The sequence below is a fragment of the Myceligenerans halotolerans genome, from assembly GCF_054782975.1.
This window is the reverse complement of record NZ_BAAGRL010000012.1, coordinates 246590-273360: the sequence shown is the minus strand read 5'-3', so window position 1 is coordinate 273360 and position 26771 is coordinate 246590. Positions and strand designations below refer to the sequence as shown.

23 protein-coding genes are annotated in these 26771 nt (G+C 71.5%); 12 read left to right on the top strand and 11 right to left on the bottom strand.

All coding sequences use genetic code 11. The features are described from left to right. Positions 1–44: 44 nt before the first annotated feature. The 5 genes from ACYVK5_RS10405 to lat all read left to right on the top strand — a co-directional run bounded on the left by ACYVK5_RS10405 (position 45) and on the right by lat (position 5395). The gene (locus tag ACYVK5_RS10405; protein ID WP_460704543.1) at positions 45–2009 is read left to right on the top strand and encodes an ABC-F family ATP-binding cassette domain-containing protein; all 1965 of its coding nucleotides are present in this window, start codon (positions 45–47) and stop codon (positions 2007–2009) included. A 2-nt stretch (positions 2010–2011) separates the two neighbouring features. Continuing rightward, a complete protein-coding gene (locus tag ACYVK5_RS10400; protein ID WP_460704768.1) occupies positions 2012–2458 on the top strand; it encodes an Lrp/AsnC family transcriptional regulator in 447 nt (148 codons plus the stop codon). 154 nt (positions 2459–2612) lie between these two features. After that, the gene (locus ACYVK5_RS10395; RefSeq protein WP_460704541.1) at positions 2613–3170 is read left to right on the top strand and encodes a peptidoglycan-binding domain-containing protein; all 558 of its coding nucleotides are present in this window, start codon (positions 2613–2615) and stop codon (positions 3168–3170) included. A gap of 13 nt (positions 3171–3183) precedes the next feature. Next, positions 3184–3870: a hypothetical protein gene (locus ACYVK5_RS10390; protein WP_460704539.1), complete on the top strand. Its 687-nt coding sequence runs from the start codon at positions 3184–3186 to the stop codon at positions 3868–3870. Between the two features lie 208 nt (positions 3871–4078). Beyond that, positions 4079–5395, top strand: coding sequence for an L-lysine 6-transaminase (gene lat / locus ACYVK5_RS10385; RefSeq protein ID WP_460704537.1), 1317 nt, complete (start codon positions 4079–4081; stop codon positions 5393–5395). Positions 5396–5514: 119 nt separating this feature from the next. Here the strand turns inward: lat and ispE are convergent, their stop codons facing one another. The 8 genes from ispE to ACYVK5_RS10345 form a co-directional block, all read right to left on the bottom strand. Beyond that, positions 5515–6702 (bottom strand): 4-(cytidine 5'-diphospho)-2-C-methyl-D-erythritol kinase, encoded by a 1188-nt coding sequence (gene ispE / locus ACYVK5_RS10380; RefSeq protein ID WP_460704535.1) that lies wholly within the window; start codon positions 6700–6702, stop codon positions 5515–5517. Further along, positions 6699–7547, bottom strand: coding sequence for a 16S rRNA (adenine(1518)-N(6)/adenine(1519)-N(6))-dimethyltransferase RsmA (gene rsmA, locus ACYVK5_RS10375; RefSeq protein ID WP_460704533.1), 849 nt, complete (start codon positions 7545–7547; stop codon positions 6699–6701). Before rsmA ends, ispE begins: the two co-directional genes overlap by 4 nt. A 116-nt stretch (positions 7548–7663) precedes the next feature. Continuing rightward, positions 7664–9010: an aggregation-promoting factor C-terminal-like domain-containing protein gene (locus tag ACYVK5_RS10370; protein WP_460704531.1), complete on the bottom strand. Its 1347-nt coding sequence runs from the start codon at positions 9008–9010 to the stop codon at positions 7664–7666. A 467-nt stretch (positions 9011–9477) separates the two neighbouring features. Further along, a complete protein-coding gene (locus ACYVK5_RS10365) occupies positions 9478–10851 on the bottom strand; it encodes an aggregation-promoting factor C-terminal-like domain-containing protein (RefSeq protein ID WP_460704529.1) in 1374 nt (457 codons plus the stop codon). A gap of 82 nt (positions 10852–10933) precedes the next feature. After that, the gene (locus tag ACYVK5_RS10360; RefSeq protein ID WP_460704527.1) at positions 10934–11959 is read right to left on the bottom strand and encodes a TatD family hydrolase; all 1026 of its coding nucleotides are present in this window, start codon (positions 11957–11959) and stop codon (positions 10934–10936) included. A 159-nt stretch (positions 11960–12118) separates the two neighbouring features. Then, positions 12119–13837: a methionine--tRNA ligase gene (gene metG, locus ACYVK5_RS10355; RefSeq protein ID WP_460704525.1), complete on the bottom strand. Its 1719-nt coding sequence runs from the start codon at positions 13835–13837 to the stop codon at positions 12119–12121. Positions 13838–14074: 237 nt separating this feature from the next. Next, on the bottom strand, positions 14075–15760 hold the full coding sequence (locus ACYVK5_RS10350) for an RNA-binding domain-containing protein (RefSeq protein WP_460704523.1): 1686 nt from the start codon (positions 15758–15760) through the stop codon (positions 14075–14077). 84 nt (positions 15761–15844) lie between these two features. Then, positions 15845–17608: a dolichyl-phosphate-mannose--protein mannosyltransferase gene (locus ACYVK5_RS10345; protein WP_460704521.1), complete on the bottom strand. Its 1764-nt coding sequence runs from the start codon at positions 17606–17608 to the stop codon at positions 15845–15847. A gap of 33 nt (positions 17609–17641) precedes the next feature. On the opposite strand from ACYVK5_RS10345, the gene rsmI reads away from it, so the two are divergent. From rsmI to ACYVK5_RS10320, 5 genes are all read left to right on the top strand, one after another. Next, on the top strand, positions 17642–18508 hold the full coding sequence (gene rsmI, locus ACYVK5_RS10340) for a 16S rRNA (cytidine(1402)-2'-O)-methyltransferase (protein ID WP_460704519.1): 867 nt from the start codon (positions 17642–17644) through the stop codon (positions 18506–18508). Between the two features lie 169 nt (positions 18509–18677). Beyond that, the gene (locus ACYVK5_RS10335; RefSeq protein WP_460704517.1) at positions 18678–19031 is read left to right on the top strand and encodes a hypothetical protein; all 354 of its coding nucleotides are present in this window, start codon (positions 18678–18680) and stop codon (positions 19029–19031) included. Positions 19032–19064: 33 nt separating this feature from the next. Beyond that, entirely contained in the window at positions 19065–19232 is a 168-nt protein-coding gene (locus ACYVK5_RS10330) for a helix-turn-helix transcriptional regulator (protein ID WP_460704515.1), read from the top strand. 124 nt (positions 19233–19356) lie between these two features. Continuing rightward, positions 19357–19974 (top strand): isochorismatase family protein, encoded by a 618-nt coding sequence (locus ACYVK5_RS10325; RefSeq protein WP_460704513.1) that lies wholly within the window; start codon positions 19357–19359, stop codon positions 19972–19974. A gap of 37 nt (positions 19975–20011) precedes the next feature. Continuing rightward, entirely contained in the window at positions 20012–21748 is a 1737-nt protein-coding gene (locus tag ACYVK5_RS10320) for a family 20 glycosylhydrolase (protein WP_460704511.1), read from the top strand. A 209-nt stretch (positions 21749–21957) separates the two neighbouring features. On the opposite strand, the gene ACYVK5_RS10315 is transcribed toward ACYVK5_RS10320, so the two are convergent. Continuing rightward, positions 21958–23592, bottom strand: coding sequence for a hypothetical protein (locus tag ACYVK5_RS10315; protein ID WP_460704509.1), 1635 nt, complete (start codon positions 23590–23592; stop codon positions 21958–21960). A gap of 141 nt (positions 23593–23733) precedes the next feature. Between ACYVK5_RS10315 and ACYVK5_RS10310 the strand changes: the two genes are divergently transcribed. After that, positions 23734–23907: a hypothetical protein gene (locus tag ACYVK5_RS10310; RefSeq protein WP_460704507.1), complete on the top strand. Its 174-nt coding sequence runs from the start codon at positions 23734–23736 to the stop codon at positions 23905–23907. Positions 23908–24065: 158 nt separating this feature from the next. On the opposite strand, the gene ACYVK5_RS10305 is transcribed toward ACYVK5_RS10310, so the two are convergent. Then, on the bottom strand, positions 24066–24653 hold the full coding sequence (locus tag ACYVK5_RS10305) for a dihydrofolate reductase family protein (protein WP_460704505.1): 588 nt from the start codon (positions 24651–24653) through the stop codon (positions 24066–24068). A gap of 218 nt (positions 24654–24871) precedes the next feature. On the opposite strand from ACYVK5_RS10305, the gene ACYVK5_RS10300 reads away from it, so the two are divergent. After that, a complete protein-coding gene (locus ACYVK5_RS10300; protein WP_460704503.1) occupies positions 24872–26245 on the top strand; it encodes a dihydrolipoyl dehydrogenase family protein in 1374 nt (457 codons plus the stop codon). Positions 26246–26348: 103 nt separating this feature from the next. Here ACYVK5_RS10300 and ACYVK5_RS10295 read toward each other — a convergent pair whose 3' ends face one another. Beyond that, positions 26349–26723: a hypothetical protein gene (locus tag ACYVK5_RS10295; RefSeq protein ID WP_460704501.1), complete on the bottom strand. Its 375-nt coding sequence runs from the start codon at positions 26721–26723 to the stop codon at positions 26349–26351. Positions 26724–26771 lie beyond the last annotated feature (48 nt).

Below are 26771 nucleotides of genomic sequence, written 5' to 3'. Positions count from 1 at the left end.
CCGCGGCGGATCGGGCATCCGGCGGGGGCGCATAACCTTGCGGGGTGGCACATCTCCTCGGCGCCGACGGCATCTCCCTCCAGATCGCTACCCGCAGCCTGCTCTCCGACGTCTCGCTCGGGCTGGACGACGGCGACCGCGTGGGCGTCGTCGGCCCCAACGGCGCCGGCAAGTCCACGCTGCTGCGGATCCTCGGCGGGCTGTCCGAGCCCGACGCCGGGCGCGTCACCCGCGTGAGCGGCTCCACGCTCGGCATGCTCGACCAGCGCGACGACGTGCCCGACGGCGTCACCGTGCTGGACCTGGTGCACGGCTCCGCCGACATGCACGAATGGGCCTCCGACGCCCGCATCCGCGCGGTCCACGAGGGTCTGCTCGCGGATCTCGACCTGGACGCGCCCGTCACCACCCTGTCCGGCGGCCAGCGCCGCCGCGTCGCGCTCGCCGGCCTGCTCACCGACGATCCGGACGTCCTGCTGCTCGACGAGCCCACCAACCACCTCGACGTCGAGGGCGTGGCATGGCTCGCCGAGCACCTCGCCACCCGCTACGGCCGCCCGGGCGCCCGCGGCGCGCTCGTCGTCGTGACGCACGACCGGTGGTTCCTCGACGCCGTCTGCACGAAGACCTGGGAGGTGCGCGGCGACGGATCAGGCGAGGTCGACGGGTACGACGGCGGCTACGGGGCGTACATCCTCGCCCGCGCCGAGCGTGCCCGGCTGGCCGCCGCGACCGCCGAGAAGCGCGAGAACCTGCTGCGCAAGGAGCTCGCCTGGCTGCACCGCGGCGCCAAGGCCCGCTCCTCCAAGCCCAAGTTCCGGCTCGACGCCGCCGCCGCGCTCATCGCCGACGAACCGCCGCCGCGCGACACGATGGAACTCACGCAGATGGCCACGCGGCGGCTCGGCAAGGACGTCCTCGACCTGGAGGACGTGACGGTCGTCCTCCCGCCGCGCGACGAGGCCGCCGGCTCCGACCCGGCAGGCCGCGTGCTGTTCGACGACGTGACCTGGCGCCTCGGCCCCGGGGACCGATACGGCGTGGTCGGCGTGAACGGAGCCGGGAAGACCACGCTGCTCGCGCTGCTCACCGGGCACCGCACACCCGACTCCGGCCGGGTCCGGCGCGGCAAGACGATCGAGGTGGCGCAGCTCAGCCAGGAGGTCTACGAGCTCGACGAACTGGGGCACCTCACCGCCGTCGAGGTCGTCGAGCGCGAGCGCGGGCGGATCGAGATCGACGGCAAGGAACTCACCGCGGCGCAGCTCACCGAACGCCTCGGGTTCACGCGGGAGCGCGCGTACACGAAGGTGGAGAGCCTGTCGGGCGGTGAGCGGCGGCGCCTCCAGCTGCTGCGGCTGCTCGTCGCCGAGCCCAACGTGCTGCTGCTCGACGAGCCGACCAACGACCTGGACACCGACACGCTCGCGGCGCTCGAGGATCTGCTCGACGGATGGCCGGGGACTCTGGTCGTCGTGTCGCATGATCGGTATCTGCTGGAGCGGGTGGCGGATCGGCAGGTTGCCTTGCTGGGGGACGGGAAGATTCGGGATCTGCCTGGTGGGGTCGAGGAGTACCTGGCGCTGCGGCGGGGTGGGGCAGCAGGTCGGGGTGGGGCGGCTGGGGCGGCAGGTCGGGCTGGGGCAGCTCGGGCTGGGGCGGCGCGGTCCGCGCGGGGGGCGGGCGGCCGGGTGGGGGCCGGGACCTCGGGGGAGGGAGCGTCCGCGTCGGGTGAAGGGCTGGGGGGCGGTGGGGTGGGGTCACGGGCTTCGGTGGAGACTCCTGTGCATACTCAGGCGGAGATTCGGGTGGCGCGGAAGACGATTTCTCGGATTGAGCGGCGGTTGGAGAGAATCGCGGAGGAAGAGGGTCGGCTGCATGAGGACATGGCGGCCCGGGCGACGGACTTCGAGGCCGTCGGCCGGCTGGACGCCCTGCTGAAGGAGCTGGCCGCGGAGAAGGGTGAGCTCGAGATGACCTGGCTCGAGGCTGCGGAGGTGGCCGGATGACCCTGGAAGACGACGTCGACCGCACGATCGTCAGTGCGCTGCGGGCGGACGGCCGCACCACGCTCGCCGCGCTCTCCGAGGCGACGGGACTGTCGCTCTCGGCGGTGCAGGTGCGGGTGCGCAAGCTGGAGTCGCGCGGCGTGATCTCCGGCTACCGCGCCATCGTGGACCCCGAGGCGATCGGGCTGCCGCTCACCGCGTTCATCGAGATCACGCCGCTGGACCAGGCGCAGGAGGACGACGCGCCCCAGCGGCTCAAGGACCTGCCCGGGATCGAGGCGTGCTACTCGGTGGCCGGCAACGCGAACTACCTGCTGCTGGTCCGGGTGGCCGCGCCGCGCGAGCTGGAGGGCCTGCTGGGCCAGATCCGCCGCACCGCTCAGGTCAGCACCCGCAGCACGGTGGTCCTGCAGACGTACTTCGAGGGCCGCCCGGTCGAGTCCTCCTGACCGCGCGAGTGGCGCCGGGCAGCTCGGGGGCGCCTGGCAGCGCGGGTGGGTCTTGTGGCAGGCGGCAGTTGGTGCGCGCGCCTGTTTCTTCTGGTCCGGGAGGATTGCTAGTCTCACCGCGATATAACGGCATTCTTCCAAGGAAACCGGACCCATGGTGAGCACGAGGACCTGGCTGCAGGTCGCGGGTGGAGTCGTCATCGCCGCGCTGGTCACTGCCGCGTTCCTGCAGGGGCGCGTCGCGGAGGACACGTGGACCGCCAACGACCCCGTGGGCGAGTGCGGCACCGGCTCGCTGGGCGGCGAGATCGGGCAGCAGAGCGGCGGTGAGGTGCTGGCGGTCCAGAACGTGCTGTCCGCGACGCACGCCCTGGAGCCCGTGACCAGCACCTGGGACGCGGATTCCGAAAAGGCCGTCCGGGCGTTCCAGGCATGGACCGGCCTGCCGGTGGACGGCTGCGTCAACACGAACACCTGGGTGACGATGCGGGCGCTCGTCGTGTCCGTGTGCGCGCCCGAGTACCAGTGCCAGGGCCCGGACCAGCTGCTGCGCTGGGGGCCGGCCCGCGACTCGCGCGACGCCTGGTTCCTCGACGCGAACTGCGACTGGGCCTCGTGGGTGCTTCCCGGGACCGCCCAGAGCCCGGTCGCCTCCACCACACCGTACGAGTTCTCGCGCGAACCGCTCACGAAACTCCGGTGCGAGGGATGACAGGGGTCGCGACATGGCGATGATCACCGACTATCGCAGGTCGACCCGGCGCAACGAGCTGATCCTGGGCGGTGCCGTGGGGCTCGTCGTCGTCCTCGCCGTCGTCGCCGTGACGCTCCTGATCACTATGCGCGACAACGCGGACCCGGACCCCGACCCCGGCACCGACGCCCGCGAGCTCACCGCAGACACGTGCGCGGCCGGCAGCCGCCAGCCCAGCTGGGTGCCCGACACCGTGATGCGGGCCGACGTCGCCTGCCCCGAGGACATCTCGCGCCGCGTGGGCGACAGCACGTCTCCGGACCGCCTCGGCACCTGGATCGTCTACGACCTGCACGGCGCCGCGAACGAGGAGACCGTGCCCGGTGCCGCGCCCGGCGCGTGGCCGGAGGACGAGGTCGAGTCCGGGGCCATCCACCCGGCCACGACGATCACCTACGTCGCCTATCTCGGGTCGGAGAAGCTCGTGCCCGAACTCGGCGGCGAGACGATCCAGGTCGAGTGGATGGACTTCCCCGAGGGCGGCGGCGACGCCCGCGTGACCCGGGTCGAGAACAACGGCTACGGCCCGGTCCGCGTCGAGTGGACGGACGACGACGGCTCGTACCTGCTCCTCACGGTCCTGGGCCGCACCCCGGACGGCCGCTCTGGCGTGGAGGTCGAGGAGCTGCTCCGTATGGCGGGCAGCCTCGCCGGCTGATCACGTCCGCCACGGATGGCCCCTTCGCCATGAACGGCAGGGCCGCGACGGACGGCACCTTCGCCATGAACGACCTGGCCGCCACGTGAAGCCCCGGCCGGCGGCCATGCCGTTCTCGACCGAGGTGCACCCCGGGCCCGGCAGTCTTGCGTAAAATTCTCCTGTCCGGGGGTGTACTGGCAGGATGTTCTCCCGTAGCGTGACTCTCATGACTGAGACGATCCTCTCCCCCTCCGAGGCGCTCCCCACCCTTCGTGAGCACCTCCTGGTCGACGGGTTCGACCTTGTCCTCGACCTCGAGAAGTCCCACGGCTCCACGCTCGTCGACGCGCGTGACGGCCGCGAGTGGACCGATCTGTTCACGTTCTTCGCCTCTTCGGCGCTGGGCATGAACCACCCCGCCCTGGCCGAGGACCCGGAGTTCCTGAGCGACCTGACCCGCGCCGCCCTCAACAAGCCCTCCAACTCCGACATCTACAGCGTCGAGATGGCGCGATTCGTCGAGACCTTCGCCCGTGTCCTCGGCGACCCGGCACTCCCGCACCTGTTCTTCGTCGACGGCGGCGCGCTCGCCGTCGAGAACGCGCTGAAGACCGCCTTCGACTGGAAGTCCCGGCACAACGAGGCGAACGGCCGCTCCCCCGAGCTCGGCACCAAGGTGCTGCACCTCGAGCACGCCTTCCACGGCCGGTCCGGCTACACGATGTCCCTCACGAACACCGAGCCCGGCAAGGTCGCCCGGTTCCCCAAGTTCGACTGGCCGCGCATCCCGTCGCCGTACCTCGCGGACGGTCGCGACATGGACGCCGCGGAGGCCACCGCGCTCGGCGCCGCCCGCGCCGCGTTCGAGGCGAACCCGCACGACATCGCCTGCTTCATCATGGAACCCATCCAGGGCGAGGGCGGCGACCACCATTTCCGCCCGTCGTTCCTCCGGGGCATGCAGGCCCTCTGCCGCGAGTTCGACGCCCTGTTCGTCCTCGACGAGGTGCAGACCGGCGTCGGCATGACCGGCACCGCGTGGGCGTACCAGCAGCTCGACGTGCAGCCGGACATCGTCGCGTTCGGCAAGAAGGCCCAGGTCTGCGGGATCATGGCCGGTGGCCGCGTCGACGACGTGCCGGACAACGTGTTCGCCGTCTCCAGCCGCATCAACTCCACGTGGGGCGGCAACCTCACCGACATGGTGCGCTCCCGCCGCATCCTCGAGGTCGTCGAGTCCGAGGGCCTCGTCGAGCGCGCCGCGCGGACGGGCGAGTCGCTGATGGGCAGGCTGCACGACCTCGCCCGCCGTCACCCGGGCCTCGTGTCGGACATCCGCGGCCGCGGCCTCATGTGCGCGCTGAGCCTGCCGTCGCGCGAGGTCCGCGACGCCGTGCTGGCGACAGTGGCCGACGACGGCGTCCTGCTCCTGGGCTGCGGCACGCGCTCGGTGCGCTTCCGGCCGGCGCTGACGGTGGACGAGACCACGCTGGCCCACGGCGTCGAGGTCCTCGACAAGGCGCTGGCGGCGCAGCACTCCTGAGAGTTTCCCTACGAACCACGAGGTTGCTTACGCTTCGACCCTCTGAGGGGAAAGCAACCTCGTGGTTCGCACGGAACCTCATGGTCGGCGCCGGCGGGAAGGCTTTCCGAGAGAATCTCTCAGCCCGTGATGCGGGCGCCCGGGGCCGGGCCCGTCGCCGTCCAGACCGATGCGGCGACGTCGGCCGCCGTCCAGGCCGCCGTGATCGCCAGGGCGTGACGGCGCGAGCGCGCCAGGGCCGCGACCGTCGGGCCGGAGCCCGAGACGAGCGTGCCGAGCGTGCCCGCCTCCCGCGCGACCTCCAGCACCCGGCCCAGCTCGGGTCGCAGGTCCAGAGCGGCCGCCTGCAGGTCGTTGTGCAGGGCCTCGCCCAGCGCGGTCGGGTCGCCGGCGCGCAGGGCGGCCATGAGCTCCGCGTCGTCCCCGGGATCGGGGCCGCGGTCGACGACGTCCGCCGCGTCCCCGTCGTCCCACGTCTCTCCGCCCGTCGGCACACCGCCGATGTCCCACGTCCCATCGCCGGTCGGCGCACCACCGGCGTCCCGCGCCGCACCGCCCGTCCGCGCAGCGCCGCCCGTCCGCGCCCCGCCACCGGTCCGCGCCCCGCCACCCGGCCGCGCCGCGCCGCCCGTCCGCGCACCGTCCCCCGCCCGCGACGCGGCCGCGCGAGCCGACTCCCCCGCCGCGGCCGCCGTCGTGCGCGACCGCTCGTCGAAGCGGGCGAAGACCGACGGCGTCGACAGTCCCTCGGCCTGGACGGCGAACGCCCAGTGGAACTCGCCGCGGGTCAGGACCGGGGTGAGGACGTCGCCGCGGCCCGTGCCGACCGCCGTGTGGCCCAGCAGCGCGAACGGCACGTCCGCCCCGAGGCTCGAACCCAGCATCAGCAGTTCCTGGCGGGACAGTCCCGCGTCCCACAGCGCGTCGCAGGCCACGAGCGCGGCGGCCGCGTCCGCCGACCCGCCGGCCATCCCGCCCGCGACGGGCACGCCCTTGTGGATGTGGAGGGCGACATCGGCGTCGATCCCGGTGTGGTCGGCCACGGCGCGGGCCGCACGCCACGCGAGGTTGGTCTCGTCGAGGGGGACGACGTCGGACTGGGGGCCGGTCACCGTCAGGGTGATCCCCGCGCCGGGCGCCACGTGGGTCGCCGTGACCTCCTCGAAGAGGGACACCGCCTGGAAGACGGTCGACAGCGGGTGGTAGCCGTCGTCGCGCACGGCACCCGACCGCAGCACGAGGTTCACCTTGCCCGGGGTCCGCACCTTCACCGACGGCTCCGGGGCCGCGTGGAGGTGGCCGCTCACGCGAGCTGCTCCGCGATCCGGGCGAACTCCTCGACCGTGAGGGTCTCGCCGCGCGCACCCGGGTCCACGCCAGCGGCGCGCAGGGCCTCTTCGGCCGCGGCGCCCGAGCCGACGAGGCCGCTGAGGGCAGCACGCAGCGTCTTGCGGCGTTGCGCGAAGGCGGCGTCGACCACCCGGAACACGGCCTCGCGCCGCGCGACGGTCGACGGCGGATCGCGGCGCTCCAACGCGACGAGGGCCGAGTCCACGTTCGGCACCGGCCAGAAGACGTTCCGGCTGATCGCCAGGGAACGCCGCGCGTCCGCGTACCAGGCGGCCTTCACCGACGGGATGCCGTAGACCTTCGAGCCCGGCGTCGCCGCGATCCGGTCCGCGACCTCGGCCTGCACCATGACGAGCAGGTGCTCCAGGGACTCGAAGCGCTCCAGGAAGGTCAGGAGGATCGGCACCGCCACGTTGTACGGAAGGTTGGCGACGAGTGCCGTCGGCGGGGCGCCGGGCAGGTCGGTAACGTCCATCGCATCGGCGCCGACCACGTCGAGGTCGGCGTCCGGGAGGTGCGCCTCGACCGTCCGGGGGAGCTGCTTCGCGAGCACCGGGTCGATCTCGACCGCCACGACGGACGCGCCCGCGTCCAGCAGGCCGAGGGTGAGGGATCCGAGACCGGGGCCGATCTCCACCACCCGTTCGCCCGGACGCAGGTTCGCGGCGCGGACGATCTTGCGCACGGTGCCGCCGTCGTGCACGAAGTTCTGCCCGAGCGTCTTCGTCGGGCGAACGCCAAGACGCCCTGCCAGGTCGCGGATCTCCGCGGGGCCCAGCAGGGCGCCTTGACGTGTATTCACGTGGACGAGCCTAACGGTTCGATATCGGCTCGCCAGCTATCCACAGCTTGTCGGTCGCTGTACTCGACCACTCCCGGGCCGCAGGGACGAAGCCCGGCGGCTCCGGAATGCGCAGCTCAGTACCAGCCGACCGACTGCGAGTGGCCCCATGCGCCGCACGGCGTGCCGTAGCGGCCGGCGATGTAGCCGAGGCCCCACTTGATCTGGGTGGCCGGGTTGGTCGCCCAGTCGGAGCCCGCGGTGGCCATCTTCGTCCCCGGCAGTGACTGCGGGATGCCGTAGGCGCCCGACGACGGGTTCTGCGCGAGGTGGTTCCAGTTGGACTCCTTGGTCCACAGCGCCTCGAGGCAGGTCCACTGCTCGCCGGTCCAGCCGCGCGCGGCGGCCAGCTGCTGACCGATCTGGCGGTTGGAGCCCGCCGGGACCACGGTGGTCGTGGTGCTCGACGAGGACGAGGAGGACGACGAGCTGGACGACGAGGTGTTGCTGCTCGTCGTGGGCTCGGGCTCCGGAGCGGGGCGCTCCTTGGTGCCCTCGGCGACGACCTCGGTGACCGGTTTGGTGGTCACCTTGTTCGAGACCAGCTCGCGGTCCTGCACGACGCCGTCGACGGTGGTCACCCGGTACGTCTTGGTGCGCTCACCGTTCTTGCCGGCGGTCTTGACCGCCGGGTCGAGGTCCTCGTACCGCGAGGAGTCCGTGACGGTCTTCGAGTCGTGCTTGATGGTGATGGTCTTGGTGACCTTCTTGGTCTCGACGCGCTCCACCTGCAGGGCGACGTCGGTCTTCTCCGCGACCTTGGCGACCTCGGCTTCCTTGACGGCCTTGCCGCCGTTCTCGGTCAGGTCGTCCACGGAGACGACGCTGACGCGGTCGTCCCCGTCGAGCTCGATGTCCAGGCGCTCCAGGATCGCGGCGACGCCGTCTCCACCGCCGTCGACCACGCGGGTCGAGCCGTCGGCCACGACGGCGACCGGGCCGTCGTCGTGCAGGCGCAGCGGGAAGTCGGCGCGCTCTCCGCTACGGGAGGCCACGAGCCGGACGTCCGTGCCACGCGAGGCGAGGATCTGCAGCGCCTCCTGGGAGTCGGTGACGTTGAGCCAGACGTCGGACTCCTTGCCGTCGGCCGCGACGGTCACCTGACGGCCGTAGCGGACGACGACGTCGGAGCCGTCGCGCAGTGTCGTGTCGGGAGAGGGTGCCACCTCGTCCTGGTCGTCGAGCCGGACGCCCTGGGCGGCGAGGAGGCCCTCGACATCGCCGGCGAACGTGCTCACGGAGGTGGTGGTGCCGTCGACGTCGAGCGTGACGGTCTTGTGCGCCTTGGCGAACGCGACGGTGCCGGATGCAAGGATCGCGGCTGCCGCGACGCCGGCCACGACGGGCCAACGGCGGGAAACTCGGTGGGTTCTGGCATTGCTGGGGATGTTCGAGCCGGAGCTCGCTTCAGTAACGGTGTTCACTCGCGTCCAGTCTTCGGACTACCCGGGCACGAGCGGCGAGAACGGGTGGCCGCGTCCGCAGGCACCCTCCTCGACGGCCGCCATGTCATAGCCGCACGCGGCCTGGCGGTTCGCCCGCGCACGGCGCAGGTGATCGTCGAGGTCTCGACCGGCCGATCCGGCGGTCTGGCGCTGTCCGCACTCCTGTGGGAGCACACCGGGACCTCGCCGTCCTCCTGGCGGGCGAACCGGACACTTACACCAATCCGATTCGACGCCGCAAGCAAGGACACTAGACCGTAACCGATCCGTTATTCATTCGACGAATCCGTAGCGTGTGTTTCCCGTCACGGGTGAAAAATGTGCGCAACAGTGCGCCATCGTGCGGGAGGAGTGCGCACGACGCGGCGGCGAGTACGCGGCGAGCCTCGGGCCGTCACTCCGGGTTCACGGGCATAACAGAGCCCGGCGGCCCCGGAGAGCAGAGTTCAGTACCAGCCCACGGACTCCGAGTGGGCCCAGGCTCCGCACGGGTTGCCGTAGCGGCCGGCGATGTACTCCAGGCCCCAGGCGATCTGCGTGGCCGGGTTGGTCAGCCAGTCGGAGCCGGCGGTGGCCATCTTCGAGCCGGGAAGAGCCTGCGGGATGCCGTAGGCGCTCGACGACGGGTTGTCCGCGTTCCAGCGCCAGCCGGACTCCCGGGTCCAGAGCGCCTCCAGGCACGTCCACTGCTCGCCGGTCCAGCCGCGCGCGGCCGCCATGGACTTGCCCAGCGCCCGGGCGGCCGCGGGGTCGGCCTGCGCCTCGGAGATCCGCATCGTGCCGACGGCGACCACCTGGGTCACGGGTTTGCTGATGACCTCGCGGTTCAGCACCGTCTTCTCGACGACGGCGCCGCCGAGCTTCGTGATGGCGTACTTGACCCGCGCCTCGCCGGCCACGCCGGCAGTCTGCACGATCTCGCTGCCCTCGAGAAGCTCCGGGTCCTGGATGGTCTCGGTCTCGAAGGGGATGGTCTCGGTGACGGTCGTCCGCGACGACGCGTCCCGGTTGATCATGACGACCATGCCGTCCACGGCCGCGGCACCCAGCGGCACCGACGACACGTCCTTCTCCTTCAGGACGATGCCGGCCTCGGCGAGCATGCCGCCGACGGTGGGCTGTGTCGACTTGACCGGCAGGGTCTCACCGTCCACGGAGACGTGGACCGTCTTCATGGTGGAGACACGGATGGGCTCGCGGCCGAGCGGCTCGCTGCGGGACGCCGAGGCGACGGCGCCCTGGCCCCGCTCGCCGATGAGGGCGAGGAGCTCACCGACGGTGCCGGCGGTGGTCTCCATCTGCGTGACCTCGCCGTCGATCTCGACGTCCACGGTCCGCATGGTGCGCACCACGATGACGGAGCCGTCCTTGGCGTCCGCGTCCACGGCCGGCGTGACGACGTCGGCCCGGCCGGGGGTGATGTGCTGCGACTTGAGGATCTCGGCGACCGAGGTGCCGTAGGCGTCCACGGTCTTCACGTCGCCGTTGAAGTCGATGGTGACGGTCTTGGCCTGCGCGGCGTAGGTGCCGGTGACGGCCACGAGGCTACCGAGCACGGCGGTCTGCACACCGATGCGGACGGGCGCCTTGGCCAGCCACTCCGGTGGTTTGATGCTGAGCGGCTCGGAGGGCGCCGCGTGCGCTCCCTTGGAACGACGGCGGGGGCTGTCGGACCGGTGCGGCGTGTCGGCCGGGTGCGGGCCGTCGGGCTGGCGCGGCTTGTCGTTCGACCAGGGACCAGGCGGGCTCCCGACGGGTCGCCTGGCGGCCGCGGCCGGGTCTGCGAAACGCGCTGCGCCGAGCTCCCGTCGCGATCTCACGGTCGTATGGTCTGCCACGAACCAAGACGGTAACCGAACCGGGCCCGTCTGGAAAGCCCGCTGAGGGACACATGTCCCCCTGTCACCATTTGCCGTAGACGGCCTCCGAATTGGCACTGATCTCCGAGCAGAGTTTCTCCAGGTCAACCTCAAGAAACTCCGCCATGGACCGGGCCGTGTGCGCCGCCGCGAACGGAGCGTTCGGCTGACCTCGAAATGGGTGCGGAGTGAGGTATGGGGCGTCCGTCTCGAGCAGGATCAGGTCACGGGGCGTCACGGCGAGCGCCGTCCGCAGCCCGTCGTTCGGCCTGAACGTGACCGGTCCGGCGAACGAGAGGTACCAGCCCTGCTCCGCGCACACCCGGGCCATCTCGGCGTCGCCCGAGAAGCAGTGGAAGACGGTGCGCTCGGGGGCGCCGTCGGCCAGCAGAACCTCGATGACCTGCGCGTGGGCATCGCGGTCGTGGATCTGCAGCGCGAGGCCGAACTCCTTGGCCAGGGCGATGTGCGCCCGGAAGGAGTGTCGCTGAGCCTCTTGGCCCTGCGGTCCGGTGCGGAACAGGTCCATGCCGGTCTCGCCGATGGCGCGGATGCGTTCGTGGCCCCGGGCAAGGTCCGCGATCTCGGCGATCGCGTCGTCGAGGGACGCGGCATGCCGCTCCTCGGGCTCGGACTCCAGGCCGTCAGGCCCCACCTCGTCGACGCCGGCGTGCAGCGTCGCCTCGTTGGGATGGATGGCGACGGCGCCGAGGATCCGGTCCGTATGCCCGTCGACCACGCCATCTTGCGTGGTGGAAGCCCTCTCATCACGCACGATGACGTGGTCGGCCGACGTATCGGCGAGATCGGTGTCCGGAGTGGCTGGTGGGGTCGTCGGCGGCGACAGGAGCGCGGCGGTCCAGCGGGCCGATTCGAGGTCGCAGCCGACCTGGACGACCCGATCGACGCCCGCTGCCGCAGCCCGCACGAGGTGCTCGGCCGGAGTCGGCGCGGGCACGCCGTCCGGGAGCACGGCGCCGATGTGGTCGAGGTGGGTGTGGTTGTCGACGACGGCGACAGGCAGCGGCTCAGGATCCGCGGGGAATCCGCGGTCACGCTTGCGGGCCATGGTTCTCCTCGATCTGACGGTGTCACGGGGGCGGTGGCGGTGGCGGGTCGGTACCGCCGGCAGGGTCGGGTGCCGCCGGACTGGACGGTGCCGCCGAGCCACTCATCCCGCGGCACCAGCCCGCGTCGCCAGATGGCCAGCCCTGGCGACACCCGAAGGTCACGCGGCGTCGGCGCCGCCGAAGCGCTCGACGTACCCGGCGACGTCGTCGTCGGTCAGCTTGGCGAACAGGACCGGCGGGACCGTCACGCCGGTCCCGGCGGGCACCGCGTCCAGGGCGCGCGCCTCCTCCGGGCTGACCCACGCGGCCCCGTCGTCGACGCCGAACACGCCGCGGAGCGTCGCCGCCGTGGCCGGGATGAACGGCTCGGAGACGACCGCGTAGAGCCGGATCAGGTTCATCGCCGTGCGCAGGGACAGCGCCGCGGCGTCCGGGTCGGTCTTGACCTGCTTCCAGGGCTCCTTCTCGACCAGGTACGCGTTGCCGGCCGACCACAGAGCGCGCAGCGCGGTGGCCGCCTTGCGGTACTCGAGCGCCTCCATGTGCTCCTCGAGCTCCGCGAGCAGGCGCGCCACCTCGGTGCCGAGCTGCTCCTCCGGCTCGCCCGGCGTGCCGCCGGCCGGAACGGTGTCGCCGAACTTCTTGACGGAGAAGGTCAGCACGCGGTTGACGAAGTTGCCGAGGGTGTCGGCCAGGTCCTTGTTGACCGTGGACGCGAAGTGCTCCCAGGTGAACGAGGAGTCATCGGACTCGGGCGCGTTGGCGATCAGGAAGTACCGCCAGTAGTCGCTCGGCAGGATCTCCAGGGCGGCGTCGGTGAAGATGCCGCGCTGCTGCGAGGTGGAGAACTTGCCGCCGTAGTAGGTGAGCCAGGAGAAGCCCTTGACGAAGTCCGTCATGGTCCACGGCTCGCGCACGCCGAGCTGCGTCGCGGGGAACATCACCGTGTGGAACGGGACGTTGTCCTTGGCCATGAACTGCGTGTAGCGGACGTCGTCGGCCTCGTACCACCACGACTTCCAGTCGCGGGTCTCGCCCTCCGGGGCGGCGTCGGACCATTCCTTGGTGGCGCCGATGTACTCGATCGGGGCGTCGAACCAGACGTAGAAGACCTTGCCGTCGGCCGCAAGCTCGGGCCAGGTGTCGGCCGGGACGGGCACGCCCCACTCCAGATCGCGCGTGATGGCGCGGTCCTGCAGGCCCTCGGCGATCCACTTGCGGGCGATCGACGTCGACAGCAGGGGCCACTCCTTGCTGTTCTCGTCGAGCCAGGCCTCGACCTCGCCCTGCAGCTTCGACTGCAGGAGGAAGAGGTGCGTGGTCTCGCGGATCTCGAGGTCGGTGGAGCCGCTGATCGCCGAGTGCGGCAGGATCAGGTCGGTCGGGTCCAGGACGCGGGTGCAGTTCTCGCACTGGTCGCCGCGCGCCAGCCCGTAGCCGCAGTGCGGGCAGGTTCCCTCGACGTAGCGGTCCGGCAGGAAGCGGCCGTCCTCGGGCGAGTACACCTGGCGGATGGCCCGCTCCTCGATGAAGCCGTTCTCGTGCAGCTTCCGGGCGAAGTGCTGCGTGATCTCCGCGTTCTGCTGGGACGAGCTGCGGCCGAAGTAGTCGAACTGCAGGCTGAAGCCGTCGTAGATCGCCTTCTGCGTCTCGTGCGCCTGCGCGCAGAACTCCGCGACGGGGATGTTCGCCTTGGCCGCGGCGAGCTCGGCGGGCGTGCCGTGCTCGTCGGTGGCGCAGATGTACAGGACGTCGTGGCCGCGCTGGCGGAGGTACCGGGCGTACACGTCCGCCGGGAGCATCGAGCCGACCATGTTCCCCAGATGCTTGACGCCGTTGATATACGGAAGCGCACTGGTCACAAGGTGGCGAGCCATCGCTGGAAGCTCCATTTCGTGGGACGGGACGGCCGGAATCGGCCTCGCCCAATCCTATGGCCTGGGCCGCCCTGGCAGCTGCCGGTTATCCACAGGCGTGACGAGCACGGCACCGCGATGTCCTCCTGCCTGCGAACGCCCGGGACGTCATGCAGACGACTTTCATCGTCAGCAGTCCTGCAGCGGCCGGGCATCATCAGATCCAGTACGGCAGCCACTGTCGTGGCTCGTGACCGGTTATGCCTCAGCAGCGAGCGAGAGGACATAGTGGGCGCCACGTCTCTCGCCCCGAAGTTCGAGCATGCCGTGCGCGACGAGGCGGCGAAGAAGAGTTGTCGCCTGCGTCGGTGCAATCGAGCAAAGCTCGGCGGCCTGTGCGCGGTTGATCGATCCGTGCGCGCGCACATACTGGAGCACCATCTCTTGCTGCTGGATCGGATCGAACGACCGTGTCCGGATGTATCCCGAAGCCGCTCCGATCGCCCGATACGCCGCACCAGACAGGTGGTAGGCGCGCCCCCGTCCGCTGCCCCGCGCCTCGACGACACCAGAGTCGACCATCCGGCTCAGCGTTGCTCGCACCTCAGCCTGCGAACGCTGGGTCAGCGTTGCCGCGTCGGTCAGACTGAGAGCACCGTCCCGGCGAAGGGCGCGGAGGACCTGAAGATCCTGCAGTGGCCATGGGCGACCGGTCTCCCGTTCACGTTCGAACACATAGCGAGCGAGTTCGGTATCGGCGTCAGCCGTTGGGAACGTGACACGGACCGACGCGGACGTGCTGCCGGTGTAGTCGGGCGCGTCCCGCCCGATCCGCAGCATGCCTGAGTACATCCGTTGGATCCCGCGTCCCGTGCGTTCCACGAGCCCCATACGCCGGAACGCCTCGGCCAGCAGGCGACTGCGCGGACGGCTCTCTACCAGCAGGTTGTCGAGCCGGATTCCCTCGGGGAATCCACCAGGGTTGGCGATGGTCACTCCGTCGTCCGTTATCTGCACCTGAACCGGACCGAGCTGCGTGAAGTCACGGTGCACCAGCGCGTTCGCCACGGCTTCGCGGAACGCTTCGACCGGGACCTTGGGTAGAGCGACACGGAGCATCCCGGCGTCGACTTCGTCTTCCTTGTTATACGGGAGGAACAGCCGGTGGATCTGGTTGGCGGCACTGATGAGTCCGCCAGACACCGTCTCGTTCAGTGTGACGGAGGTCTGCGAGAGAACCTGGAAGAGCACCTCGTAGGTCGGCGCGAGGCGACGTAGCGATTCGGTCTTACCGAACAGCAGGAGCGCACCCATCAACGGCATCGGGTCCGGATCTCCAACGGTCACCACTCCGAGCGCCCTGGCGAGGTCCAGATCGTCCAGCGTCCCCAATGCGTTGTCCCCGCTGCTACTGACGAGCGTCCGGGCCAGCGCGAACGCTGCTGGATCAAGGTCATCCAACGAGATCCCAGGAACACGGAGAGCCGCATAGTCGTTCTGCCCCGTGCTGGTCGTACGGCTCAGCATCTCGTGCAGCGGGTACGCGACACACTGTGGGCGCCCATCGGGCCCCAACGAGCGGCGTCGATACGTGGCGCGTGCAGTTCCGACAGGGGTGAACGCCTTCTCGACTTCGATGGCGATGACCTCGCGCTCGTCGATCTCGAGCACGGTGACCTCGCATGGGAGTGGAGGTACCGTCTGGTTCGCGATGAGTGCACGCATACGATGAGGATCGGTGCCGCCACTGTGGCGGGGGGCTGCTCCGGTGACGCGGCCGTCGTCCTCGACGCCGAGGAAGAGGGTGCCACCCTCACCGTTGGCAAGGCAGGTCACGTTCTCGACGATCCCGTTGTCGGAATAGCGCTCTCGTCGCTCGCTCTTGAACTCGACGGTGAGAGTCTCGCCTGTTTCGATGAGCGCGCGTGCCTGGTCTGGTTCCATGCCTACTTTTATACAACTTATAAAACTCTACCGCACTCCGAGGTAGAGTTTTAAAACCGGTCTTGGGCACGGCAGCACGCGGCATCAGATCCAGCTCGGCACCCACATCAGGCTGTGCCAGTAGTCGTAGGGCACCGGCATAGCCGTCCAGATCGGGTAGAAGAGCACGCTCACGCCCACGATCACGGCGGCCACCACGCCCGTCACCCAGCCGATGGCGCGGCGTGCGGGCGGGTCGTCGTCGGTCAGGTCCAGGAGCGCGGCGACCACGTGCACGATCGTCAGGACGAGGAACGGCGCGAACACGATCGTGTAGAACGTGAAGATCGTGCGCGAGGTCCCGCCGAGGAACTCGGCCACCGGCCACGAGTACAGGAACCACGGCAGCCAGCCCGCCGCGACCGCCGCCAGCGGGCCGGACGCGCGCCAGTCCCGCTGCATGATCCCGAGCACGAGCGACACGAGGAGCGCGACCGCGCCGAGCCACCAGATGATCGGGTTGCCGAGCGAGGTCACGGCGGTGGCGCAGTCCCGCGCCGCGTCCGCCGGGCAGGGCCCCTGCCCGGGAGAGAGCCTCTCCCAGAAGAACGACGTCGGTCGCGCCTGCACGATCCAACCCAGCGGGTGCGCCGCGTAGTTGTGCTCGGAGTCGAGCGTCGTGTGGAAACCCCACATCTGGTGGTGGTACTGCCACAACGACCGGCCCGACTGCCACACGCCGTCGGCCCAGCCCGGCCACCACCCGGGGGCGTCGTGCCCGTTCACCGCGGCCCAGTCGCGCATGTACCCCATGCGGCTCGCGAACCAGCCGGTCCACGTCGCGACGTACGCCAGCACGACCGCGGGCACCATGACGAGGACGGTCGGCACGATGTCGGACAGGATCCCGTCCTCCCACCATCGCCGGATGCCGGCGGCGCGCCGCGCGCCCAGGTCCCAGAAGATGGTGAGCAGGCCGAACGCCACCACGAACCACAGCGCGGACCACTTCACCCCGCACGCCAGGCCGAGGGAGACCGCGGCCGCGAGCCGCCACCACCGGAACCCGATCCGTGGCCCGTACAGCCCGACCTCGCTGCCCGCGTCCACGAGATGCGCCACCCGGTCGGCCAGCCGTCGTCGCGCCCACTCGCGGTCCATCACCAGGCACCCGAACGCCACGAGCACCCAGAACATGAGGAACTGGTCCAGCAGGCCCGTGCGGGAGTGCACGATCGCCTCGCCGTCGACGGCGAGCAGCAGACCCGCCAGCACCCCGAGCGCCGACGACGCGAACAGCCGCCGCGCGATCCGCACCACCAGCAGCACCGCCAGGATGCCGACCACCGCGCTCGCGATCCGCCACTGCCACGGCTCGGTGGCGCCGCCCGCCAGGCGCATCCCGAGGGCGATCATCCACTTGCCGACCGGCGGATGGACCACGTATTCGGCCTGGTCCGTCAGGTAGGAACTGACATCGCCCGCCTCGAAGGCCGCGTTCGGGTCCTCCGGCCAGGCCGCCTCGTAGCCGAGGCTCGCCAGCGACCAGCCCTCCTTGACGTAGTACGTCTCGTCGAAGACGAGCTTCGCCGGACGGCCCAGGTCCCACAGCCGCGCGAAGGCGGCCACGAGGACGACGGCCACCGTCCCGGCCCAGCCCCAGAAGCGGTCCCGGGACGTGACACCCAGGCGCATCCGGCGCGCGCCGAGCAACTGGGTCAGGAGGCGTTCGCGCGTGGAGCGGCCGTCGCCGACCGGGGCAGGGGCGAGCGCGACCTCGGCCGTCACGTCGGGCGCGGTGTCGGCGGTGTCGGCGGCCACGTCGGTGGGGCCGGCCTGGGGGTCTCGGTTCACGTCGTGCTGGGGCACCGGGCCAGCATAGGGCGTGGGATCGTGGGAACCGTGACATCTTCGACAGGCCAACGGGGTACGACGCCGCAGGGCGCCCTCGTCCTCGCCGCCACACCGATCGGCAACGCCGACGACGCCTCCGGCCACCTGCTGCGCCTCCTGGCCGACGCCGACGTCGTCGCCGCCGAGGACACCCGCCGCCTGCACGCCCTCGCGGCCCGGGTCGGCGTGAAGGTCGGCGGCCGGGTCGTGAGCTTCCACGAGCACAACGAGACCGCCCGCGCCGACGACCTGCTCGACACCGTCGCGTCCGGCGGCACCGTCGCTGTCGTGACCGACGCCGGCATGCCGTCCGTCAGCGATCCCGGCTACCGGGTGGTGGCCCGCGCGATCGAACGCGGACTGCGCGTCACCGCTGCACCCGGCCCCTCGGCGGTGCTCACCGCGCTCGCCCTCTCCGGCCTGCCCACCGACCGCTTCACCTTCGAGGGCTTCCCGCCCCGCAAGCCGGGCGAACGCGCCCGGAGTCTCACCGCGCTCGCGGCCGAGCCGCGCACGATGGTCTTCTTCGAGGCACCGCACCGGATCGCGGACACGCTCGCCGCGATGGCCGTGGCGTTCGGCGACGACCGGCCCGGCGCGGTCTGTCGCGAGCTCACCAAGACGTACGAGGAGGTGCTGCGCGGCGGGCTCGGGGAGCTCGCCGAGCGCGCGTCGGGTGAGCAGCTGCGTGGTGAGATCTGCGTGGTGGTCGCCGGTGCCCCGCCGGTACCCCCGGCGAGCGTGGACGACGTCGTCGGCGAGGTGCTCGACCGGGTGGCGGGCGGCGAACGGCTCAAGACCGCGGTCGCGGAGGTCGCGGAAGCGACGGGGGTGCCCAAACGCGACCTGTACGCGGCGGCGCTGGAGGCGCGCTGACCGGAGGCGACCGGGGCGACCGGAGGGCGGCGGTCACCGTGGAAGGCGACGTGACCAGGTAGGTCGTCCTGCTTTCGCCTTGACCACGCCTCGCCCCTTGTCATGTAGGGGTGAAGTTTTATCACAACTATACGTATGCAATCAGCGAACATGGTCCTAGCGTCGAGTCATGGATGGTCACCCCGGATACTCCCTGGCAGCGGCCGGATTCTCGTACCAGTCCCCCTACGCGCGGCCGGGCTCGCTGGACGAGCTCGCCGGACCGGCGTCGGGCACCGTCAAGGCCGGGTCCCACATCACCGGCACCAGGTACGTGTCGTTCGACATCGAGGACGAGTCCCAGCTCTGGGACCTGTACTCCGTCACGGTGCGCGACGGCACGGTGCGCGACCAGCGAGAGCTCCTGAACAAGGAGGTCCTGCTCCGCATGTGGCCCGTCCTCAACCTGCCGCAGGAGTGCCGCCAGGAGTGGGAGTCGCACTTCGCCGAACTGCGGGTGCGGACTCGGTGGTCCTTCCTCTGACCTCACGCAGCCCGACCCGGTAAGTCTCGGGGCATGTCTGCCACTCTGGGTAAACGGCTGCGGGAGGTGCGCAAGCGTCGAGGGCTGACGCAGCGGGAGCTGGCGAGCGAGTCCGGGACGTCGCTGTCGCTGGACCCCGGCTCGATCCGGCCGGGCGGGCAGGTGCGGGCTGGCTCGTCGAGGAAGCGGCTGACGGGATGACATCGCGATCTGGCTGCCGGCGGCGTACGCCGTCGTGTTCACCGTCCTCCCGGGAGCACGACGGATGTCGCAGTGACACCCCGGGGGCTACCGCACCCGGTCCCCACGGTGGCAGGCTAGGTTCATGGACGACATTCGGCCCCAGACCAGCCGCTTCGTGACGAGCCGGCCCCGGCGGGCGCTCGTGGTGGTGGACGTGCAACCCACGTTCTGCGAGGGCGGCGAGCTCGGCGTCGAGGGTGGCAACGCCGTCGCGGAGCGCGTGGCCGTGTACGTCAAGGAGCACCGCGAGCGGTACGACGCGATCCTGACCACACAGGACTGGCACATCGATCCGGGCGAGCACTTCAGCGACACCCCCGACTTCGTGAACTCGTGGCCTCCGCACGGCGTCGCGGACTCGCCCAACGCGGCGCTGCACCCCGCGCTGGCCGAGATCGACGCGGACGCCCACGTGAAGAAGGGCCAGTACGACCACGGCTACTCCGGGTTCGACGGCGCCGACGACGCCGGCCGCTCGCTCGAGACCATCCTCACCGACGCGGGCATCGGCGCGGTCGACGTCGTGGGCCTGGCCGAGTCGCACTGCGTGAAGCAGACGGCGCTCGACGCGCGCCGCGGCGGCCTCGCGACCCGCGTGCTCACCGATCTGACCGCCCCCGTGTCGCCAGAGCAGGGCGAGCAGGCGCGCGCCGAGATGCGCAGCGCGGGCGTGGAGCTCTTGTCCACCACTGATTTGTAAAGACTGCATTCAGTATTCGGCGCTATGCTCGCGGCCTATGACGGACAACGACGTCGCCGTGGCGATCACTCCAGCCCCCGTCCACGTCGAGCCGGGCCAGGGGGTGGTGAGCCTCGACCGGGTGCGGGTGATCGTGCCCGACGTCGTTCCGGGTGGTGAAGGCTGTGCCGATCCCGGCCTCCGGTCCCTCGCGGCGGAACTGCTCGAACCCGCGGGCCTCACCGTCGTCGCGCCGTCGCAGGCCGACTCGTCTCCCGGCGTCCCGCTCGAGCTGCGCGTCGACGAGACCGCCGGCCCGGAGGCGTCCTCGAACCCGGAGCGGTACACGCTCACCGTGTCCTCCGACGGCGTTCTCGTCGCCGCACCCGGGCGGACGGGCCTCATCCACGGCCTGCGGACGCTGCGCCAGCTCGCCGGCGCCGCCCAGGCCGCCGGGCATCCGGGCGAGGTCGCGGCCGTCGTCGTGCGCGACGAGCCGCGGTACGAGTGGCGCGGGCTCTCCCTCGACATCGCGCGGCACTTCTTCGGGCCCCACGACCTGCGGGCGGTCGTCGACCTGCTCGCCCAGTACAAGCTGAACCGCCTCGGCCTGCATCTCACCGACGACCAGGGCTGGCGCCTGGAGATCCCCTCGCGGCCGGAGCTGGTGGCACGTTCCTCACAGGGCGCCGTGCACGGGGACCAGGGCGGGTATCTCAGCGTCGACGACTACGCCGACCTGCAGGAGTTCGCGGCCGCGCGCGGGATCGTCGTCGTCCCCGAGATCGACGTGCCCGGGCACGTCAACGCCGCGACCCACGCCTACGGCGAGCTGACCCCGGACGGGCGGCCGACCGACACCTACGAGGGGATCGACGTCGGGTTCTCCCGCCTGTACCTCGACCTGCCGGCCACCGAGCCGTTCCTGCGGGACGTGCTGGGCGACGTCGCGCGGATGACCCGCGGGGAGTGGGTGCACTTCGGCGGCGACGAGGTGCACCGGATGGCGAGCGAGGAGTACCTGGGGTTCGTGGAGCTGTGCCAGGAGATCGTCGCGTCTTCGGGCAAGACGCCGGCCGCGTGGCAGGAGGCCGCCGGAGCGGGGCACGGCGACGCCGAGACGGCCGCGGCGGCGCTGGCCGCGGCGGGTGTCGGAGCGGGCGGTGCGGCCGGCGGGGGTGCGGGCGGCGCCGCGGCTCCCGGAGCGGCAGCGGTAGTCGGTACGACGGCGGTGGCCGGGGTGACAACTGCAACCGGTACGACGGCGAACGGCACGACGACGGGCGGCGGAACCGCGACCGCCGTCGTCCCTGACGGTGGTACCGCTCCCGCCGGGTCGCCCGTGCGGGCCGGGACCGTGCTGCACTACTGGGACCCCCGCGCGAAGCCCGACGCGTTCCTGCGCGCCGCCGAGGCCGGCGGCCGGTTCGTCATGGCCCCCGCCGAGCGGACCTACCTGGACATGAAGTACACGCCCGAGCACCCGCTGGGGCTGGAGTGGGCCGGGTTCGTTGAGCTGCGCGACTCCTACGAGTGGGACCCTGCCGCGACGATCGACGGGCTTCCCGCCGAGGCCGTCGACGGCGTGTCGGCCTGCGTGTGGACCGAGACCCTGGTGACGCGGAACGACCTGTTCTCCATGCTGCTCCCCCGCCTCGCGGCCGTTGCCGAGGCGGCGTGGACAGCCCAGGACGGCAAGAACTGGGAGTCCTTCCGGCAGCGGATCGCGACCGAGGCGGCGGCATGGCGCCGCGACGGCACGGCATACCACCCCACCCCGCAGGTGGACTGGTAGCGGCCTCCGCCGAACCGCGAGACCACCAGCCCCCGAGCTCGCCGAACCGCAAGATCAGCCCGGCACCGATTGCCGAACCGCAGGATCGCCCCGACACCGCCCGCCGAACCGCACGTTGAATCGTATAAACCGCCGATTGGCACGATTCAACGCGCGGTTCGCCGGCAGCCACCGGAACCGGGCTGCGGTTCGGCTGGACCGGCGCGGCCTCAGTCGACCGTGATCAGGAGCGGTGCCGCGGGATCCGACGGGAGGGGCGCGCCCGTCGGCGGGCCTGCCCAGCCGGTGGCGGCGCGCTTCGGCAGGCCGGAGACGACGTCGTACCACACGCCGCTCGCCGTCGTTCCGCCGTCGACGGGGCCCGCCGCGGCGAACACCGTGACCACCTCGGCGCGCGGCTTCAGCGCGGCCCGGTCCGTGATCGACGACGCCGTCGACTGGTGCACCACGACCATCGCCTGCGGCAGCCCCTGCGCGGACACGATCCCGGCGACCCGGTCCACCACGGCCTGCAACTCCGCGACCGGGACTTGTCCCTCGACGTCCGCGCCGTTGCCCGGCACGCGGAACTCGGGGTGCAGCGCGAGTCCGACCCCCGGCCGCGCAAGCAGCGGTTCGAGCGTGTCGATCTGGGCGGCGAGCGGCCGATTGCCGGGCACGACGTCGAGCAGCACCACGATCCCGGCCTCGCGCAGCGCGCCCACCACGGCGGTGAGGTCCTCGACGGGCAGCGGGTCCAGGTAGTCCCCGTCCACTCCCGGATCCGACGACTTCACGCTCGCGGCGACCGACACGACCGGCACGCCCCCGTACGCGTCCACCGCCGCGCGCGCCTCGTCGGCGGCCGCCCCGGTGACGGCCGGGTCCGCCCCGGCCGGCGGCGTGAACGACGTCGCGACATACGTCTCGCCGGCCAGGCGCTGCGTGCCGTGCGGGTAGGTGGCCCCTCGGCGCGCGGCCTCGACCTGCCAGGTGAGACGGTCCTGATCGGTGAACCCGGGACCGATGGCGACGACGCCGAGCGGGTCCGCGGACATGATCCGGCTGATCGCCGCCTTGCGCGCACCGGGATCGCCGCCGGGGACGACGAGCGGGACCGCGCCCGCCGCCCGCGCGGTCCCGATGGCCGCCTCCTGACCGTCCGCCGGATCGATCAGGAGCATCACCTCGGAGAGCTGGTCCGGCTCCTCCACGTCGGGAACCTGCTCGCGCAGGGTCCGGAGCCTGGTGGGGTCGATCATCCCGGCCTCGGGAAGCGTGACCTCGGTCCCGGCCGACGACGATCGCACCGCCGCGCCCGTTCCGACCGACGTCCCCTTGCCCCCGGGCTCCACGGACTCGACGGCCTCCTCGGCCGCCTCGCTCACCGCGTTCGGGTCGAAGCGGACGACGTCGCGCTCGCCGGCCACGGCGGCCGCGGCCGCCACATCCCCTTCGTCGCCGACGACGACCAGCGACTCGACGCCCAGCCGCTCCAGCTCGTTCCGCAGACCGGCGGCGTCGATGACGCCACCCTCGAGCAGCACCGGTGCGGCGAGCGCCTCACCGGTCGCGGCGGCGGTCATGCGGTCGGCGGCGTCGTCGACGGCGGCGAGCACGGCTACGGGTGAGTGGTCGAAGAGGGACTGGCTGGCGTGGAGGGCGAGCTCGGCGGGCTCGTCGGAGACGAGCGCGAGAACGCCGTCCTCGGGCGCGCGCACCGCGGGCCGGGCGTCGTCCGACGGGGCGCCGGAGCCCTCGGCGCTGGGAACGGAGCACCCGGCGAGCGCGGTGGCTGCCAGGGCGGTGACCAAGGCGGAGGCCGCGATGCGAGTTTTGACGAATCGGGCGTTCCGGTGATCCACGCGACATATCTTCCCGCACTCCACGGAGGCAGGTTCCCCGGGTTGGTGAATTGTGAGTGAAAGTTCGCACGGACGCCCCAACGATCACGGTGAGACCTGGGCCTGCGGATCCGCACCACGGAGCGGCACGACGACGCCCTGGTGCGCATGGTCGACCAGATCGAGGCACGCCTCACGTTCGTGCGCATGACGGCCGGGGCCGAGGCCGAGTCCCTGGGCGTCGACCTCGCGGCGGCCCCGCAGATGATGAGCGCGGTCCGCGACGCGATCGCCGCGGGCACCCTGGGCTACGCCCTGCTGATCGCCGAGCGATGAGCGGCCCACCTCCGGACAAGAGGCTGACGCCCCGCGCTCCGTCCTCTGTTGTCTGCGAGCCATGCAGTTTCTTTCCGTTTAGCGGCCTGAAACGAAAGGAACTGCATGGCTCACAAGCAACGGCCCGACCTGACCAAGTCCCGACATCCCGGCGGCAGTCAGCGCCGCAGCGTCAGGTGCGTGACCTCCGGCGTGTGCCGCACGGTGGATTCCGAGAACTCGATGGGCGGAACGCCGTCGAACACGCGCGTGCCGTCGCCGAGCGTGAAGGGGACGATGTGCAGCCGCAGTTCGTCGACGTACCCGGCGGCGAGGTACTCGTTCAGGGTGGTGGCACCGCCCGCGATCGACACGTTCCGGTCCCCGGCGGCGTCCCGCGCCTGTTCGAGCGCGGACTCGATGCCGTCGGTGACGAAGTGGAACGTCGTGCCGGTCATCTCCAGCGGCTCCCGCCTGTGGTGGGTGAGGACGAAGACCGGCGCGTGGTACGGCGGCTCCTCGCCCCACCAGCCCCTCCAGTCGAGGTCCCATTCCCCGCGCCCGGGCGAGAACATGTTGCGGCCCATGATGAACGCCCCGGCGTCGAGGATCGCGTCGATCTCGGCGCGGTGGTCGTCCTCGTGCTCGAACATCCAGGGGTGCAGGCGTTCACCCGCGACCACCCCGAACGGGTGGTCGAGCGACTGATCGTGCCCGGCGGAGATGAGGTCGGTGGACACTCCGATATCAGCGGTGATGATTCCCATGTGAGGTCCGACGACGGGCCGCACGGAAACTCATCGGTGTGCCGGCGATGAGTGAGTGCGCTCACGAAAAAGTCCGCGGCCATGGGAAAGACTGCCGCTGTGCCTCGCCGAGTGCGGCGGCGCATTCTGGGACCATCCGGAGCAAGCATCCGCAGCAAGGGGATCGGCCGCGACAGGTCGCGCGCGCCATCCGCACACCGCGAGGAGAGGAAGCCGAGATGAGCACCACGGAGCAGGCAGAGGTCGTCGTCGTCGGGCTGGGGGTCGCCGGGGAGGCGGTCGGCGGCGCGCTCGCGAAGGCGGGCGTGGACGTGATCGGCATCGAGGACAACCTGGTCGGGGGCGAGTGTCCCTACTGGGGCTGCATCCCCTCGAAGATGATGATCCGCGCCGCGAACCTGCTCGCCGAGGCCCGGCGGATCCCCGGGATGGCCGGGGACTCGACGGTGACGCCGGACTGGGCGCCGGTGGCCCGCCGCATCCGCGAGGAGGCGACCGCCGACTGGGACGACACGGCCGCCGTCGACCGCTTCGCCGACGCCGGCGGACGGTTCGTCCGGGGGCGTGCGGAGATCCTCGGGCCGGACCGGGTGCGCGTCGGGGACACCGAGTACACCGCGTCCCGCGGCCTGGTCGTCGCCACGGGCACCGAGCCCGTGGTCCCGCCGATCGAGGGCCTCGCCGACACGCCGTTCTGGACCAACCGCGGCGCGATCGAGGCCGAGGAGCTCCCGGCGTCGCTGATCGTGCTCGGTGGCGGCGCCATCGGGCTGGAGATCGCACAGGCCTACGCCCGGTTCGGGGTGGAGGTCACCGTGGTCGAGGCGGCGGACCGCATCCTGCCCATGGAGGAGCCGGAGTCCTCGGAGCTGATCGCGGACGTCCTGCGGGCCGAGGGTGTCGCCCCGCACGCCGGCTCCCCGGTCACGCGCGTCGCGTACGACGACGGCCGCGGGTTCACCGTCACCGCCGACGGCATCTCCGGCGACCTGCGTGCCGAGAAGCTCCTGGTCGCCACCGGCCGTCGCCCGCGCCTGACCCCCGAGACGCGCACCGCGCTCGGCGTCGCGCCCCGCGGCGACCTGGTCGACGACCGGCTCCGGGTCGCCGACCGCGTGTGGGCGCTCGGCGACGTGGCGGGCAAGGGCGCGTTCACCCATGTAGCCACGTACCACGCCGACATCGTGGTGCGGGAGATCCTCGGCCAGGACGGCCCGGCCGCCGACCATCGCGCGCTCCCCCGGGTGACGTTCACCGACCCGGAGGTCGGCGCGGTCGGGCTCACCGAGGCCGGCGCACGCGAGGCGGGGCTGACGGTGGCGACCGGGATCCAGCAGGTCTCGTCCACCACCCGCGGCTGGATCCACAAGGCCGGCAACGAGGGCTTCGTCAAGCTGGTCGCCGACACCGACGCCGGCCACCTCGTCGGCGCCACCGCCGCCGGGCCGCACGGCGGCGAGGTGCTCGGGATGCTGGCACTGGCCGTCCACGCCCGGGTCCCCCTCACCGAGCTGGACTCCATGATCTACGCCTACCCGACCTTCCACCGCGGCATCCACGAGGCCCTGAAGAACCTCGCGGCGGCCGGCTGATCCCATAGCTGCTGATCGGGGTTCAACAGGGTTTCGAATCCATTGAAGAGCGCCGGAAGAGGGACCCCCGCCCTACTGAACCGCCAACCAATACGGTCCCCGGTCAGGCGAACGTGCCCAGCCAGGTCGTGAGCGCGTAGAGGGCCGCATAGGTCGCGACCGCGATGGCCAGGGCCGCCGCCAGCTTGCGCCACGCGCCCCGGGCGCCCGCGACGCTGCACTGGTCGCGGCGCCGCAACGCCCAGACGACCAGTCCGGCGAGCACCGCCAGGCCGGCCAGCCGGAACCACCAGGCGTAGCCGTCGTAGAGGTCGGTGGCCCAGGTGAACGCCGTCGCCGCGCTGACGACGCCGATCAGCGCGAGCACCGTCGGGCCGACGCAGCACAGGATGCCGGTCAGCCCGGCGATCACCCCGATCCGGACGGCGGGGAGGCCCTTCGGCGGTGCGGGTGCGTCGGTCCTGGGCGTGTTCGTCATACCCGCCATCCTGCCGCGAAGCGCGCCGGGCCTTCTGTAAGCACGAGC